This is a genomic window from Robiginitalea marina (assembly GCF_024006985.1).
Lineage (GTDB): Bacteria > Bacteroidota > Bacteroidia > Flavobacteriales > Flavobacteriaceae > Robiginitalea > Robiginitalea marina.
In genome coordinates, this window is the sequence record NZ_JAMXIB010000005.1 from 78,797 (window position 1) to 91,956 (window position 13,160).

18 protein-coding genes are annotated in these 13,160 nt (G+C 56.0%); 13 read left to right on the forward strand and 5 right to left on the reverse strand.

From position 1 onward, the window contains the following. Positions 1–9 precede the first annotated feature (9 nt). Complete coding sequence (locus tag NG653_RS07625) at positions 10–903, forward strand: hypothetical protein (RefSeq protein ID WP_252741099.1); 894 nt, start codon at positions 10–12, stop codon at positions 901–903. 47 nt (positions 904–950) lie between these two features. Here the strand turns inward: NG653_RS07625 and NG653_RS07630 are convergent, their stop codons facing one another. Further along, complete coding sequence (locus NG653_RS07630) at positions 951–1,424, reverse strand: hypothetical protein (protein ID WP_252741100.1); 474 nt, start codon at positions 1,422–1,424, stop codon at positions 951–953. 185 nt (positions 1,425–1,609) lie between these two features. Between NG653_RS07630 and NG653_RS07635 the strand changes: the two genes are divergently transcribed. The 5 genes from NG653_RS07635 (at position 1,610) to NG653_RS07655 (ending at position 5,047) form a co-directional block, all read left to right on the forward strand. Continuing rightward, positions 1,610–2,152, forward strand: a complete 543-nt coding sequence (locus tag NG653_RS07635; RefSeq protein ID WP_252741101.1) for a DUF1643 domain-containing protein — start codon at positions 1,610–1,612, stop codon at positions 2,150–2,152. A 70-nt stretch (positions 2,153–2,222) separates the two neighbouring features. Then, positions 2,223–2,384 carry a hypothetical protein gene (locus tag NG653_RS07640; protein WP_252741102.1) on the forward strand — a complete coding sequence of 54 codons (162 nt, stop codon included), beginning with the start codon at positions 2,223–2,225 and terminating at the stop codon, positions 2,382–2,384. A gap of 158 nt (positions 2,385–2,542) precedes the next feature. Further along, positions 2,543–3,244, forward strand: a complete 702-nt coding sequence (locus NG653_RS07645; RefSeq protein WP_252741103.1) for an SIMPL domain-containing protein — start codon at positions 2,543–2,545, stop codon at positions 3,242–3,244. A gap of 197 nt (positions 3,245–3,441) precedes the next feature. Continuing rightward, entirely contained in the window at positions 3,442–4,239 is a 798-nt protein-coding gene (locus NG653_RS07650) for an SOS response-associated peptidase (RefSeq protein ID WP_252741104.1), read from the forward strand. Between the two features lie 97 nt (positions 4,240–4,336). After that, positions 4,337–5,047 carry an SIMPL domain-containing protein gene (locus NG653_RS07655; RefSeq protein ID WP_252741105.1) on the forward strand — a complete coding sequence of 237 codons (711 nt, stop codon included), beginning with the start codon at positions 4,337–4,339 and terminating at the stop codon, positions 5,045–5,047. Here NG653_RS07655 and gldA read toward each other — a convergent pair. Genes gldA through NG653_RS07665 form a run of 3 tightly spaced genes read right to left on the reverse strand, consistent with a single transcriptional unit; the run spans position 5,044 to position 6,270 of the window. Beyond that, a complete protein-coding gene (gene gldA / locus NG653_RS07660; RefSeq protein ID WP_252741106.1) occupies positions 5,044–5,949 on the reverse strand; it encodes a gliding motility-associated ABC transporter ATP-binding subunit GldA in 906 nt (301 codons plus the stop codon). The genes NG653_RS07655 and gldA overlap by 4 nt on opposite strands. A 16-nt stretch (positions 5,950–5,965) precedes the next feature. After that, the gene (locus NG653_RS14750) at positions 5,966–6,088 is read right to left on the reverse strand and encodes a hypothetical protein (protein WP_256470443.1); all 123 of its coding nucleotides are present in this window, start codon (positions 6,086–6,088) and stop codon (positions 5,966–5,968) included. After that, positions 6,085–6,270, reverse strand: a complete 186-nt coding sequence (locus tag NG653_RS07665; RefSeq protein WP_252741107.1) for a hypothetical protein — start codon at positions 6,268–6,270, stop codon at positions 6,085–6,087. Before NG653_RS07665 ends, NG653_RS14750 begins: the two co-directional genes overlap by 4 nt. A gap of 99 nt (positions 6,271–6,369) precedes the next feature. Here NG653_RS07665 and NG653_RS07670 point away from each other — a divergent pair, with 99 nt between their 5' ends. The 5 genes from NG653_RS07670 to NG653_RS07690 all read left to right on the forward strand — a co-directional run bounded on the left by NG653_RS07670 (position 6,370) and on the right by NG653_RS07690 (position 11,107). Beyond that, a complete protein-coding gene (locus NG653_RS07670; RefSeq protein WP_252741108.1) occupies positions 6,370–7,200 on the forward strand; it encodes a prephenate dehydratase in 831 nt (276 codons plus the stop codon). After that, positions 7,197–8,387, forward strand: coding sequence for a pyridoxal phosphate-dependent aminotransferase (locus NG653_RS07675; RefSeq protein ID WP_252741109.1), 1,191 nt, complete (start codon positions 7,197–7,199; stop codon positions 8,385–8,387). Before NG653_RS07670 ends, NG653_RS07675 begins: the two co-directional genes overlap by 4 nt. Then, complete coding sequence (locus NG653_RS07680; RefSeq protein ID WP_252741110.1) at positions 8,384–9,244, forward strand: prephenate dehydrogenase; 861 nt, start codon at positions 8,384–8,386, stop codon at positions 9,242–9,244. The genes NG653_RS07675 and NG653_RS07680 overlap by 4 nt, the downstream gene beginning before the upstream one ends. A 10-nt stretch (positions 9,245–9,254) precedes the next feature. After that, positions 9,255–10,337 carry a bifunctional 3-deoxy-7-phosphoheptulonate synthase/chorismate mutase type II gene (locus NG653_RS07685; RefSeq protein ID WP_252741111.1) on the forward strand — a complete coding sequence of 361 codons (1,083 nt, stop codon included), beginning with the start codon at positions 9,255–9,257 and terminating at the stop codon, positions 10,335–10,337. A gap of 95 nt (positions 10,338–10,432) precedes the next feature. Then, the gene (locus NG653_RS07690) at positions 10,433–11,107 is read left to right on the forward strand and encodes a head GIN domain-containing protein (RefSeq protein ID WP_252741112.1); all 675 of its coding nucleotides are present in this window, start codon (positions 10,433–10,435) and stop codon (positions 11,105–11,107) included. An 88-nt stretch (positions 11,108–11,195) separates the two neighbouring features. On the opposite strand, the gene NG653_RS07695 is transcribed toward NG653_RS07690, so the two are convergent. Beyond that, positions 11,196–11,651: a hypothetical protein gene (locus NG653_RS07695; protein ID WP_252741113.1), complete on the reverse strand. Its 456-nt coding sequence runs from the start codon at positions 11,649–11,651 to the stop codon at positions 11,196–11,198. 68 nt (positions 11,652–11,719) lie between these two features. On the opposite strand from NG653_RS07695, the gene rsgA reads away from it, so the two are divergent. Both rsgA and dtd read left to right on the forward strand, forming a co-directional pair. Next, positions 11,720–12,670, forward strand: coding sequence for a ribosome small subunit-dependent GTPase A (gene rsgA / locus NG653_RS07700; RefSeq protein WP_252741114.1), 951 nt, complete (start codon positions 11,720–11,722; stop codon positions 12,668–12,670). Beyond that, the gene (gene dtd, locus NG653_RS07705; protein WP_252741115.1) at positions 12,667–13,119 is read left to right on the forward strand and encodes a D-aminoacyl-tRNA deacylase; all 453 of its coding nucleotides are present in this window, start codon (positions 12,667–12,669) and stop codon (positions 13,117–13,119) included. Before rsgA ends, dtd begins: the two co-directional genes overlap by 4 nt. Positions 13,120–13,160 lie beyond the last annotated feature (41 nt).

Below are 13,160 nucleotides of genomic sequence, written 5' to 3' on the forward strand. Positions count from 1 at the left end.
CCAACGTTTATGAGATACCTGGAAAAGGCCTTTGATGCCCTGCTCTCCGAACGGACCAAACGGCAGACGGAGCGCGTTATCCTCAGTATAGCCATCCTGAGTTTTATCTGCCACCTGGGGTTGATCCTCCTGGTGGACCTGGGGGTATGGTCGGCGAAAAGCGATCTGCTCGACAGCCCGATTGCAGCCATCTATACCCCGTTTTCCTTCATCCTGATCTATGAAGTATACCTGTTGATCTTTTACCTCCCGAAATCCATCACCACCTACATCGGCAAGCAATACGAGATCATCACCCTGATTATTATCCGTCGGCTCTTCAAAGACCTGGCCAACCTGAAGCTTTCTTCTAACTGGTTTGACCTGCAGGACGACCTTCAGTTTACCTACGACCTGGTGGCTTCCGTCATCCTGTTTTTCCTGATCTACCTCTTTTATGTGCAGAGCCTCAGGCGCCGGCAGTTGCTGTCGCCGGGCGGGGATGCCGCGTCGGGCATCCAGCGGTTTATCAACCTCAAAAAAGGGGTGGCCACCCTGTTGGTACCGGTCTTCTTCGGGACGGCGGTTTACCTGTTCCTGCAGTGGGGCCTGGCCTCCATGGGCATTACGGATCCGGCAGGAATCTCCTTCAAAAATATCAACAGTGTTTTTTTTGATGAGTTTTTTACCATCCTCATCGTCGTCGATGTGATCTTGCTGCTGGCCTCTTTTTACTATTCCGACCAGTTTCACAAGGTGATCCGGAATTCCGGTTTTGTAATTTCCACCATCCTGATCCGGCTCTCCTTTTCCGTTGAAGGGGCGTTAAACACCATCCTTATTGTGGCCGCAATTTTCTTTGGCTGGCTGATGCTGCTGATCCACAACAAATTCGAAGCCCGCATGCGGGAGCAGGGGGCATAAAAAAAGGGGGCAACCGGCCCCCCTTTCCAAAACCAGGGTTCAGGAACCTAGAATTCCAGCTTGGCCCCGACCTGTATACTTCCCCAGGTGGCCTCATCCCAAATGTTCTCCCAGGAGGCGTTGAGTTCCAGGGTGTCGAGGATGTCTATCCCAATAATCGGACGGAAATAAAAGCCCCCGTCGAGGTAGTCAGACAGGCCTATGGCATAACCCACATCGGCTCCGCCCCTGAGGGTACCGAAGAGCGTCAACCGGCCGGCTGCCCCAACCGGGAGGAACATCCCGTTGTCCAGGTCGCCGAAATCCACAAAGAAATTGCGGAAACCAACAGTGGGCCCGAGGTTGATGAAGGCATCCTCCTGTTTAAACATGTAATAGGCATCAATACCGATCATGAAATCGGAGATGTCCGCGGCATCCGCGATAGGGATACCCACGGAGGCCCCTACCTCAAAATTTCCCTGGGCCTGAACTGCCCCAAGGGAACATACAGCAAGAAATGTCAGAAATAGTTTTCTCATGGTCTTAAGGTTAAAAGATTCCTGTGAAGATACAAAAAAAAGTGTGCCGTTCGTCGATCAGCCCCTTTTAAATATGAAGGTTCGGGATGTTCGCAAATGGATTTCCAGCATCCGGACCCCGGGGGCTCCCGGCCGAAGGCGCCTGCCTGCTGACCGGGATTCGGTACCTTTGCCAAAACGCACCCATGACCCATTCCTATCCCGATTTTGCCAGGGTGGCTGCCATCGACCAGAACGAAGGCAAACGGTATAGCCTGGAAATTGCCCTTGAGGGCCCTGGGGGCGATCCCCTGCTGGTGATCCAGAAAAACCCCAGCAGGGCCGATGCAAAGGTTTCGGACCATACAATTAACAGGGTGCTCAGGTATCTCCACCACCATCGCCGCCAGATTCCCTGGCTTCGCAACACCGGCAGGGTGGTTTTCCTGAACCTCATCCCCTGGTACGAAACCTATTCCGAAAACCTCGCCAGGATCCCCCAAGGGTTGTCTGACCCCGGGAACCTGAGGGCCATTGCCCGCTTCGCTTCCACAGGTGGCCCCTGTATCATAGGCTGGGGGAATCCCCCGAAGGGGCTCAAGGCCCCCTACGCCGGGTTAAGCGAGCAGGTGCTTGGCGTGTTGCGAGAGGCGGGCAACCCGTTGTTCCATGTAGGCACCTTAACCCGCCTGGGGTATCCAAGGCATGGCCAGTTTTTGGGATACCGCGATCCGCTGCAGCCCCTGTAACAAAATGCTCCTGAAAGCGTCTTTACAAATACAGGGCTGTCCGGCCCGTGTACCATAAAAACCAATACCGATGGCCAGCATCCGGCTCGAAATATCACATAAGACTGTTTTGGTGGGCATCTGCCTGCTCGCATTGCTTTGGAATTCCACTTGCCAGGCGGAGGAGGCTTCCACCGTACAGGCACCCGCCGCAGAAGCCCCCGTGGAGCAGGCCGACTATGCCTTCCGCTAGGGACGGGGGAACAACCCTCCTCCCGGCTTAAGGCAGAAATGAATCAGTGCTCCCCGGGATGACTCCTTTTTTTTTTCAGGTTATTTTCCACTTTTGCATCATCTTTGATTGGACGAGACGGGGACCTTCCCCAAGCAAACCAAAAACACGTGGCACCTATGAAAAAGTTTATCCTGGCCTCCCTGGCCCTGCTGGCCATGGCCCACTCCGGGCAGGCCCAGTCCAAGAATTTCCTGGACCAACCCTATCTGGAAACGGCTGCCCGGGCCGATACCCTGGTAACGCCCGATCGCATTTACCTCCAAATCGTTTTGCAGGAGGGCGATTCCAAAGGAAAAGTTGCCCTCGAAGAACTGGAGCAGCGGATGGGGTCGCGCCTGAAAAGCCTTGGGATTGACCTGGAGGAACAACTGAAGGTCTCTGACCTGTCGAGCGAGTTCCGGAAGTACTTCCTCCGCGGGCAGGAGATCGAGAAGCAAAAGGCCTTTCAACTGCTGGTTTACGATGCCCCCTCAGCCGGCCGGGTGCTGGCCGCCCTCGAAGGGATTGGCATTTCCAACGTAACTTTGGTGAAAACGGAATATTCTGAAATGGACGCCCTGCGCCATACCCTGGTGGCCCGCGCAGTACGCAAAGGGCGCACACAGGCCCGGGTGATGGCAGAAGCCCTGGAACAACCCCTCGGAAAAGCCGTATACATTTCCGATAGCGGCTTTAATTTCTTCAATAAAATGCAGGAACGCGGCCGGGTGGTCATGACTGCTTTTGGGGATGCGCAAATGGCACCGGAACCCCTGCCCGTGGATTTTGAAAAAATCCGGGTGGAGGCCAGCGTGGAGGTGAAATTCCTCCTGGAGTAGGCAACCCTCGGCCGGCGTCAGGGCGGCGTTTTGACGAAGCTGCAGGATTTTTACCCGGGAAAGTGAGCGCTTTACGGTTGCCCCAAAAAAGGCCTCTGGCGGCATTTTGTTACAAAAACGGGTAAATGCCGGGGGGTTGCAGGATTAATGGATAACTTCGAGTAGGGGGGGTGGGCCCCCGCAGCAAGCGAAAAAGCATGTGTTACGACATCAAAGCCAGCCTGGAATCCCAGTTAAAAAGGGCCCTGCGCCGGGGCGATGAGGAGTCCGCCAGGCAGGTCAGGGAGCACCTCCTGCCCCTGACAGACCTCCCGCTGTACCATGCCTCAGGCTTTAGCCACCCCCGCCTGCTGGTCTATACGGATGCCAGCCCCGATTACCCCTGTGTGGCTTCATGGGGCCTGGTGCCCCACTGGGTGCGCAGCCGGGAACAACAGCAACGGCTCTGGAACCAGACCCTGAATGCCCGGTCGGAAACTATTTTTGAGAAGCCGGCCTTCCGGGACGCGGCCAGGGACCACCGGTGTTTGCTCTACTTAGACGGATTTTATGAACACCACCATTACCGGGGGAAAACCTATCCCTTTCTGGTGCGCCGCAGCGATGGGCAACCGATGGCCCTTGCCTGCCTCTACAGCGACTGGGCCGACCGGGATACAGGGGAGCTGTGGACCACCTTCAGCATTGTAACCACTGAGGGCAACCCCCTGATGGCTAAAATCCACAACAACCCCAAATTAAGCGGCCCGCGGATGCCGCTGATCCTTCCCGATGCCCTGGCCGACCAGTGGCTGCGCCCGGTGCGGGACCCCCTGGACCAGGAAACCTTAAAGGGCCTGATGCAGCCCTACCCCGAAGCGGGGCTGCGGGCCCATACCGTTGCCCGCCTGCGCGGAAGGGAATATCAGGGGAATGTACCGGAAACCGCCCGGGAAGTAGCCTATCCGGAGTTGCCTGGTTTTGGGGCGAAGGAAGGTGGCCTTCAGGAGCAATAGCCGTCTGCCCGGACATCTGCCTGATCGGTTTTCTTCGTATATTCGGGTAAGGCAAGGTGTTTTTGCCCCCATCAACCCTAACGATTATCTCCCGCATATGAAACCCAACTACTGGATCCCCGCCCTATTGCTTTCCATAGCCCTGGTCCTTGCCGGCTACTTTATCGGCAACCTGCAGGTAAACGGCAAGAAGTTTGACCGCTATGTTACCGTAAAGGGGCTTTCCGAGAGGGAAGTGGAGGCCGACCTGGCAGTTTGGCCCATCAATATCGCCCTTACGGGGAATGACCTGCAGGTCCTCAGGAGACAAATCCAAACCCAGAATGAAGCGGTCTACCAGTTCTTTATGCGCCAGGGTTTCGGGGAAGACGAGGTTACCCGCGGGGCTGCAAACATCAGTGATGTTACCGCAAACCCCTATAATACCCAGGCGTACCAAAACCCGAACCGTTACCTGGCCAAATCCGAATTTACGGTCCGCACCCGCGACATCCCAAAACTGCAGAAGGCGCTCACGGAATCCCTGGAATTGCTTTCACAGGGAATCGTTATGGGTTCCAAAAACGAGTGGCAGCCCATCGAATATATCTTCACCGGCCTGAACACCCTCAAACCGGAAATGATCGAGGAAGCTACCCGCAATGCCCGGGAAGTGGCCGAAAAGTTCGCCCGCGATTCCAATTCCAAGGTAGGGGGTATCCGCATTGCCCAACAGGGCCTTTTCAGTATTTCGGACCGGGATGCCAATACCCCGCAGATCAAAAAGGTACGGGTGGTTTCCACCTTTGACTTTCAACTGGAGGATTAACCCTTTCCCGCACCGGTAAGTTCGGTGAAAAGGAGCTCGAGGTTTTTGGTCTTCCGGCTGAGCTGCAGGGTTTTTAACTGGTTGTCGTGGGCAAAGTCGAAGACCACCCCGCGCATGTCTTTACTGGTTGAAAAAAGGATTTCGTAGACAAAACCACCGGTATTGCGGACGCTGGCCACATGTGGCAGCCGCTCCAGGAGTACTTCCTCCACGCGGTAGTCGAATTCCACTTCAATGACCTGGCGCTCATCCCTGCGCAGGTCCTCCATGGTCCGGTCGGCCACCAGATGGCCTTTGTCGATGATCAGGACGCGGTCGCAAACAGCTTCTACCTCTTTCATGATGTGGGTCGAGAGCAGGATGGTCTTCTGTTCGCCAACTTCCCTGATGAGCTTCCGGATATCGAGAAGTTGGTTGGGGTCCAGCCCGGTGGTGGGTTCATCGAGGATGAGGACCTCGGGCTCGTGGAGGAGCGCCGCTGCCAGGCCCACCCGTTGCCGGTACCCTTTGGAGAGCTGGCCGATTTTTTTGTGGGCCTCAGGGGCCAGGCCGGTTTGGTCCACGACCTGGGCGATCCGGGCTTTTCCCACCCCGTAAACCGAGGCGTTGAACGCCAGGTACTCCCTGACATACAATTCCAGGTACAACGGGTTGTGTTCCGGCAGGTACCCCAGGCTGCGCTGCACCTCCCTTGGCTGGCTGGCCACGTCGTACCCGTTGACGGAGGCCGACCCGGAATCGGCCCGGTAATATGTGGTCAGTATTTTCATCAGGGTGGACTTGCCGGCGCCGTTCGGCCCCAGGAACCCCACGATTTCGCCTTTTCGGACAGAAAAGCTGATATCGTCCAGGGCTTGCTGCGTCCCAAAACTTTTGCGGATATGTTGAACAGAGATGGACATGCGGCCTCGCCAAATTTCAGGTAAAAATACATAAAGCCACAGACATTCCCCGCTTTTTACGGGAAGTCCTCAGGGCCTTGTTTTCCATGTGGGTTTCCATAGCCAGGAGGCCCCCCGGCAATGGTTTGATATTGATCATTCTGCATCAAAGTTGGTTTTCTGTTTGCTTTTTTTGCAGGATTTGCGGCAGTTTCCATGAAAATCCCAAAAAATACGCAGGCAAAGCGGGTATTTAAAATTAATGGCTACCTTAGCCGCCAGTTTGCAAAGATTATGACGGCGTACTTCTGGAACGGATTTTACTTTTACTTCTTTTACCAAAGGGGTATGGGGCCGTTGTAGGATACGTTTAAGCTATAAAACAACAACAGGTCCCGTCTAGAGCGGGACTTTTTTTTGGCCCTGCGGCCACTGCAAGAAATGAAACCACTACGGATTGCCATACAGGGCATACAGGGTTCAAACCACCACCAGGTGGCCATGGAATACTTTGGCCCCGGGATTGAACTTGAGGAATGCCTGTCGTTCCACGGGTTGGTGGATGCCCTGCTCCACGGCCAGGCCGACAAAGGGGTCATGGCCATAGAAAATTCCATCGCGGGGTCCATTATCCCCAACTATGCCCTGGTTTGCGAGAACGGCCTGCACATCATCGGGGAACACTACCTGAACATCCACCACCACCTGATGGCCCTGCATGGGCAGGACCTCCCCGATATCCGGGAAGTACGCAGCCATCCGATGGCCCTGTTGCAATGCAGGGAATTCTTAAAGGGGCACCCCCACATCAAAATGGTGGAAGATGTCGATACGGCCGAAACGGCCCGCAGCATCCGCGACAGGCAGCTGGAGGGGATCGCCGCCATAGCCCCTGCTATGGCGGCGGACCTGTATGGGCTGCAGATCCTGGCCAGGGAGATACAGACCATTAAGAACAATGCCACCCGCTTTATCGTGGTGAAGACCACCAATAAGGAATGGCCGAAGGAACTTGTGAACAAGGCTTCCGTAAGGTTTCTGACCGACCACAAAAGGGGGAGCCTGGCCACGGTGCTCAATGTAATGAGCGATTGCAACCTGAACCTCACTAAAATACAGTCCCTGCCGGTTATCGATACCCCGTGGAAGTATTCATTTTTTGTGGACGTCACCTTTGAACAGTACGCCCATTTCGACAAAGCCAAATCCCTGCTTTCCCTGATGACGGAAGATTTCCGTGTTTTGGGGGAATATCAAAACGCCCGCCTATGATCCCGGAAGCCCAACGATTGCAACAGGTATCGGAATATTATTTTTCCCGCAAACTCCGGGAAGTCCGCCAAATGGCGGCAGAGGGCAAGCCCATCATCAACATGGGCATTGGGAGCCCGGACCTTGCCCCGTCTGCTGAGGTGCTGCAGACCCTGATCAGCGCCGTGGAGGATGCCGGGGCGCATCAGTACCAGAGTTATCAGGGGCTGCCGGAACTCCGGGAAACGATTGCGGGGTTTTACCAGCAGAAATTCGGGGTTTCCCTCGATGCGGCTACGGAGGTACTCCCCCTGATGGGTTCCAAGGAGGGGATTATGCACATCAGCATGGCGTTTTTAAACCCCGGGGACAAGGCCCTGATCCCAGACCCGGGATACCCTACCTATGCCTCAGTCACCCGCCTGGTCGGCGGGGAACCGGTGACCTACCCCCTGACCGAAGGCCAGGGTTGGTTCCCGGACCTGGATGCCCTAAGGGCCCGGGGGCTCGAAGGGGTCAGGCTCATGTGGGTAAGCTATCCGCATATGCCCACAGGCGCCACGGCCAGCGAGGACCAGTTCAGGGCCCTGGTGGACTTTGCCCGGGAGCACAACATCCTGCTGGTCAATGACAACCCGTACAGTTTCGTACTCAGCCACAGGCCCCTCAGTATCCTGGCTACCCCGGGGGCCCATGGGCACGTGCTCGAGTTAAATTCCCTGAGCAAGACCTTCAACATGGCCGGCTGGCGGGTGGGGATGCTGCTTGGGGCCGGGCCCCTGCTGCAGGCCGTACTCAAGGTAAAGAGCAATATGGATTCGGGGATGTTTTACGGCATACAGAAAGGCGCTATAGCCGCCCTGAAGAGCGGGCCTTCCTGGTTTGACCACCTCGACGCCACCTACCGCCGCCGCCGTGCCGGGGTCTTCCAGCTGGCCGACCGCCTGGGGTGTACCTATGACCCCAGGGCGGTGGGGATGTTTGTCTGGGCCCGACTGCCGGAAGGCAGCCCGGATTCAGAATCCTTTGTGGACTGGTTACTGGGAGAAAAATTCCTCTTCGTGGCGCCGGGAACCATCTTTGGTTCGAAGGGGGAAGGCTACATCCGCTTTTCCCTTTGCGTACCCGAACATAAAATAAAGGAAGCCATCAGCCGGTTGGAACCGGTACGCGAGGGCCGGGACACCTTAAAGCACCCTCAGCCATGAAAATCGTCATAATAGGTATCGGCCTTATCGGGGGCTCTTTTGCCAGGGACCTGCAACGGGCATATCCCGAAGCAGCGCTCCTTGGCATGGACCAGGACCCGGGCCACCTGGACCAGGCCCTTTCGCTGGGCCTGGTCCGGGGCGTGGCAACGCCGGGGGACCTTAGGGAAGCCGACATGGTCCTGGTTTGCATCCCCGTGGGGAGCCTGGCCAGGGAACTACCCGGCATCCTTTCGCAAGTGGGGGAAGAAACCCTGGTTTTTGACGCCGGGTCCACCAAGTCCCTGATCTGCCAGGCCGTGGCCGGGCACCCGGCGCGGAGGAATTTTTTGGCCTGCCACCCTATCGCAGGTACGGAGTTTACAGGGCCCCAGGCAGCGGTTGAAGGGCTTTTCAACGGAAAGACGAATATTATTTGCGAAGTGGAGCTTACCGCTTTCCGGATACAGGAGCGGGCCCTGGAGGTTTTCCAGAAACTCGGCATGCGGATCCGGTACATGAACCCGGAGGCCCATGACCGCCATATTGCCTATGTATCGCACCTTTCCCACATCAGTTCCTTTATGCTGGGCAAAACGGTCATCGAAAAAGAGCGCAATGAACGCGACATTTTCGATTTGGCTGGCAGTGGTTTTGAAAGTACCGTCCGACTGGCGAAAAGTTCCCCGGCCATGTGGACGCCCATCTTCGAACAAAACCGGGAAAACGTGATGGAAACCCTCGACGAATATATCGCCAACCTTCAGGGGTTCAGGACCCTGCTCGAACAGGGCGATTTTCAGGGGGTTTTCGAGGCAATGGAACAAACGAATCGCATCAAAGATATTTTACGTGGGATACCCACTCCTAAAAACTGAAAGGACAATTATGGAAAATTCGACACAATTACGCAACTGGCTCGATGACATGGCCCTGGCGCACCCCCTGGTCATTGCGGGCCCCTGCAGCGCCGAAACGGAGGACCAGGTGCTGAAAATCGCACACGAACTGAAGGATACCGATGTAAACTATTTTCGCGCCGGGATCTGGAAGCCACGCACCCGGCCGGGCAATTTTGAAGGGGTGGGGGCCATAGGCCTCAAGTGGTTGCAGAAGGTTCAGCAGGAGACAGGGCTCAAGACGGCCACGGAGGTAGCCAACCGGGCCCATGTTGAACTGGCTTTGGAACACGGCGTGGACCTGCTTTGGATTGGGGCCCGTTCCACGGTAAGCCCGTTTATCGTGCAGGAAATTGCAGATGCCCTGCAGGGGACGGACCGGATTGTTTTGGTGAAAAACCCGGTAAACCCCGACCTATCGCTTTGGCTCGGGGCAGTGGAGCGCCTCCACAGTGCCGGGATAAAAAGGCTGGGAGTCATCCATCGCGGCTTTTCCACCTACGAGAAGACCAAGTACCGGAACATCCCGGAGTGGCAGCTGGCCATTGAGCTGCAGACCCGCTTCCCCGACCTGCCGCTGATTAACGATCCCTCGCATATTTCGGGGCGAAGGGACCTTATTTTTGACGTCTCCCAGACGGCCCTCGACCTGAATTTTGACGGGCTGATGATCGAGACCCACACCGACCCCGACAATGCCTGGAGCGATGCCGCCCAGCAGGTGACCCCCCGGCGGCTGGTGCAAATCATGAAGGACCTGAGGATCCGAAAGGAAACCGACCAGGAGGCCGAATACAACAATAAACTCAACAACCTCAGGGCCCAGATCGACGTGATCGACAACCAGCTGATCGAAATCCTCGGGAGGCGGATGAAAATCGCCGATGCCATTGGGGGGCTGAAAAAGCAACGCAATGTCGCCGTGCTCCAGACCAGCCGTTGGAACGAAATCCTGGGCAAGATGATCCTGGAGGGGGAAGGCCATGGCCTGAGCGAGGAGTTCGTGCTGAAGATGTTCAAAGCCATCCACCAGGAATCGATCAACCACCAGGAAAAAATCATCAACGCCTGAGGGCCCTTCCCGGGCAAATAAGAAAAAAAATGGCGCCCCTACTGTAACAATTGGGCGATTCGCTCCTCTTTGGGGTAGCGCAAAAGAAAAAAACCATGAAAAAACTGTTTGCATTTTTTGTTTTCCTGGCTGGCCCCACGCTGTTTGCCCAGGGGACTATTGACCGGGAAGTGGGGGAATTCCATGAGATTAAGGTGTTCGACCTCATCGAGGTCAACCTCATCCGCTCCGACGAAAACCGAATCCTGATCAAGGGAAAAAACACCGGGGACATCAACTTTGTCAACCGCGGCGGGGTCCTGAAACTGCGGATGCCCCTGGAAAAGAAATTCCGGGGAGAGGATACCTTCATCGAAGTGTATTATACCGACCTGAAAACCATCGATGCCAATGAAGGGGCCCGAATTGTCCTCAATGAACAGCTCGAACAGGAGCGCATCGAGCTCCGCGCCCAGGAAGGGGCGCAGATCGAACTGGGCATGAAGGTCCGGGATGCCCAGATCCGCGCCGTGACCGGGGGCATTGTCCGGGCCTCCGGCCTGGCCACCAACCAGGTGATCGTACTCAATACCGGAGGGATTTTTGAAGGCCGGAACCTCAAGACCGGGTACAGCAGCATCAAAGTCTCCGCAGGGGGTGAAGCGGAACTCTATGCCAGCGACGAGGTGGATATCCAGATCCGCGCCGGGGGCGATGTTGTGGTATACGGGAACCCGACACGGGTCAACAAGGAAACCCTGGCCGGGGGGCGCATCATTTTCAGGGATTAACCCTCTGTTCTAAGGCATAGGCAAAGGACCCCCTCACCGCCGCGGGATTCCCCGCGGCGGTGAGGGGGGTTTCATTCCTGCCAGGGCGCTATTTGCGGAAGATATACCGGGTGATGAAGATCCCCTGCCCGTCTTCTTTGCCCCCATCGCTCTCCACGGCGCTGGTCACAAAAACCAGTTCCCACCCTGCCGAGACCATGTCGTTGATCATAGAGCTGATCACGGCGTCATTGGCGGCGATGTTCTGGAAGCGGATGCCTCCCAGGTTGAAGAAGTTCAGCAATTTGGTTTCCTCGAATTCCTTGATTCGGATTTCCCCCCGGTCCGATTTGTTCCGGGTATTGTCTTCTTCGGTTTGCAGGGAAGTGAATTCGCGGTAGTCGCGCTCTTCCTGCGCATTGACGATTCGCGAGCGCCCCAGCCCGCTTGATACAATGGATTCCACACTGGTTACTACCTTGTACTGTTGCGCACAGAGGTCCCACAAAAATACGGGCAGTACAAAGGCGGTCAGAAGGGCTGATTTCAGGATGCTTTGTTTCATGGTGTTGATGGTTTTACCCCTGCAATGTAAAGGGAATATTGTTATTTTGCAGGGCGTCTGAAAAAATAATGAAAGGAACCGTCTATAAATCCACAGGAAGCTGGTACCGGGTAAAATCCGAAGACGGTTCGTTCTACGATTGCCGGATCAAGGGCCGGTTCCGCATCGAGGGGATCAAGAGTACGAACCCGGTAGCCGTAGGGGACGAGGTCCTCTTCCAGGTGCTGGGCGAAGGCGATGAAACCGTCGGCCAGATCCACGAAATCCTCCCCCGGCGCAATTACCTGGTGCGCAAGTCGGTAAAGCTTTCCAAACAGGTGCATATGATTGCCGCGAATGTGGACCTGGTCTTCATGCTGATCACCCTGGAAAACCCCCGAACCTATCCGGAATTTATCGACCGTTTCCTGGCCACGGCAGAGGCTTATGGGGTTCCCTGCATTTTGTTGTTCAACAAAGTGGATACCCTTAGCGAGCACCTGCGGGATGAAACCAAATACATGGCGGCCCTGTACCGGGATATCGGGTATACCTGCATCGGCATTTCTGCAACTACAGGCAAGAATGTGGAGCAGGTGGTGGAGCTCATGGAGGGCAAGACCTGCATGTTTGCAGGCCATTCCGGGGTCGGGAAATCGACCCTGATCAACCGGATTGCCCCCGGGCTGGAGCTTAAGACTTCAGAGACCTCGGAACAACACAAGCAGGGACAGCATACCACCACCTTTGCCGAAATGTATGACCTGCCCTTTGGCGCCCGGATCATTGACACCCCCGGGATTAAAGGGTTTGGCCTGGTAGACATGGAGAAAGAAGAGATCGGCGATTACTTCCCTGAATTTTTTGCCCTCAAACCGGGATGCCGGTTCCATAATTGCCTCCACCTCGATGAACCGGGATGCGCGGTGAAAGAGGCACTGGAAGAAGGCAAGGTGGCCTTGAGCCGGTACCGTTCGTATGTGCAGATGGTAACCGGGGATGACGACACCTACCGGATGGGACCAAAAGAAGGATCATGAGGGCTGTGATACAAAGGGTCCGGGAAGCCAGCGTTACCGTGGAGGGCAGGGTCGTTTCCGAAATTGGGGGCGGGTTGCTGGTGCTCCTGGGGATCGCCGAAACCGATACCCTGGAAGATATAGACTGGCTGGTGCCTAAAATTGGAAACCTCAGGATTTTCGAGGATGCCTCCGGGGTCATGAACTGCCCGCTGACGGACACAGGGGGGGATCTCATCGTGGTGAGCCAGTTTACGCTGCTGGCGCAGACCAAAAAGGGAAACCGCCCGTCGTACATCCGCGCGGCCCGGCCGGAAACGGCCGTTCCCCTGTATGAAGCCTTTGTAAGGCAAATGGAGGCATTCCTGGGAAAAAAAGTGGGAACCGGTATCTTTGGGGCCGATATGAAGGTAGCCCTGCTCAACGATGGCCCGGTGACCATCTGGATCGATACCAAAAACCGGGAATAACCTGAGCTTGCGCCCTGCAGGCCGATTGCGTAGTTTTGACA

Bases quoted from the DNA above. Each gene is read 5' to 3' on its own strand.
- NG653_RS07625 (WP_252741099.1), top strand. From the start codon at position 10: ATGAGATACCTGGAAAAGGCCTTTGATGCCCTGCTCTCCGAACGGACC.
- NG653_RS07630 (WP_252741100.1), bottom strand. From the start codon at position 1,424: ATGAGAAAACTATTTCTGACATTTCTTGCTGTATGTTCCCTTGGGGCA.
- NG653_RS07635 (WP_252741101.1), top strand. From the start codon at position 1,610: ATGACCCATTCCTATCCCGATTTTGCCAGGGTGGCTGCCATCGACCAG.
- NG653_RS07640 (WP_252741102.1), top strand. From the start codon at position 2,223: ATGGCCAGCATCCGGCTCGAAATATCACATAAGACTGTTTTGGTGGGC.
- NG653_RS07645 (WP_252741103.1), top strand. From the start codon at position 2,543: ATGAAAAAGTTTATCCTGGCCTCCCTGGCCCTGCTGGCCATGGCCCAC.
- NG653_RS07650 (WP_252741104.1), top strand. From the start codon at position 3,442: ATGTGTTACGACATCAAAGCCAGCCTGGAATCCCAGTTAAAAAGGGCC.
- NG653_RS07655 (WP_252741105.1), top strand. From the start codon at position 4,337: ATGAAACCCAACTACTGGATCCCCGCCCTATTGCTTTCCATAGCCCTG.
- gldA (WP_252741106.1), bottom strand. From the start codon at position 5,949: ATGTCCATCTCTGTTCAACATATCCGCAAAAGTTTTGGGACGCAGCAA.
- NG653_RS14750 (WP_256470443.1), bottom strand. From the start codon at position 6,088: ATGATCAATATCAAACCATTGCCGGGGGGCCTCCTGGCTATGGAAACC.
- NG653_RS07670 (WP_252741108.1), top strand. From the start codon at position 6,370: ATGAAACCACTACGGATTGCCATACAGGGCATACAGGGTTCAAACCAC.
- NG653_RS07675 (WP_252741109.1), top strand. From the start codon at position 7,197: ATGATCCCGGAAGCCCAACGATTGCAACAGGTATCGGAATATTATTTT.
- NG653_RS07680 (WP_252741110.1), top strand. From the start codon at position 8,384: ATGAAAATCGTCATAATAGGTATCGGCCTTATCGGGGGCTCTTTTGCC.
- NG653_RS07685 (WP_252741111.1), top strand. From the start codon at position 9,255: ATGGAAAATTCGACACAATTACGCAACTGGCTCGATGACATGGCCCTG.
- NG653_RS07690 (WP_252741112.1), top strand. From the start codon at position 10,433: ATGAAAAAACTGTTTGCATTTTTTGTTTTCCTGGCTGGCCCCACGCTG.
- NG653_RS07695 (WP_252741113.1), bottom strand. From the start codon at position 11,651: ATGAAACAAAGCATCCTGAAATCAGCCCTTCTGACCGCCTTTGTACTG.
- rsgA (WP_252741114.1), top strand. From the start codon at position 11,720: ATGAAAGGAACCGTCTATAAATCCACAGGAAGCTGGTACCGGGTAAAA.
- dtd (WP_252741115.1), top strand. From the start codon at position 12,667: ATGAGGGCTGTGATACAAAGGGTCCGGGAAGCCAGCGTTACCGTGGAG.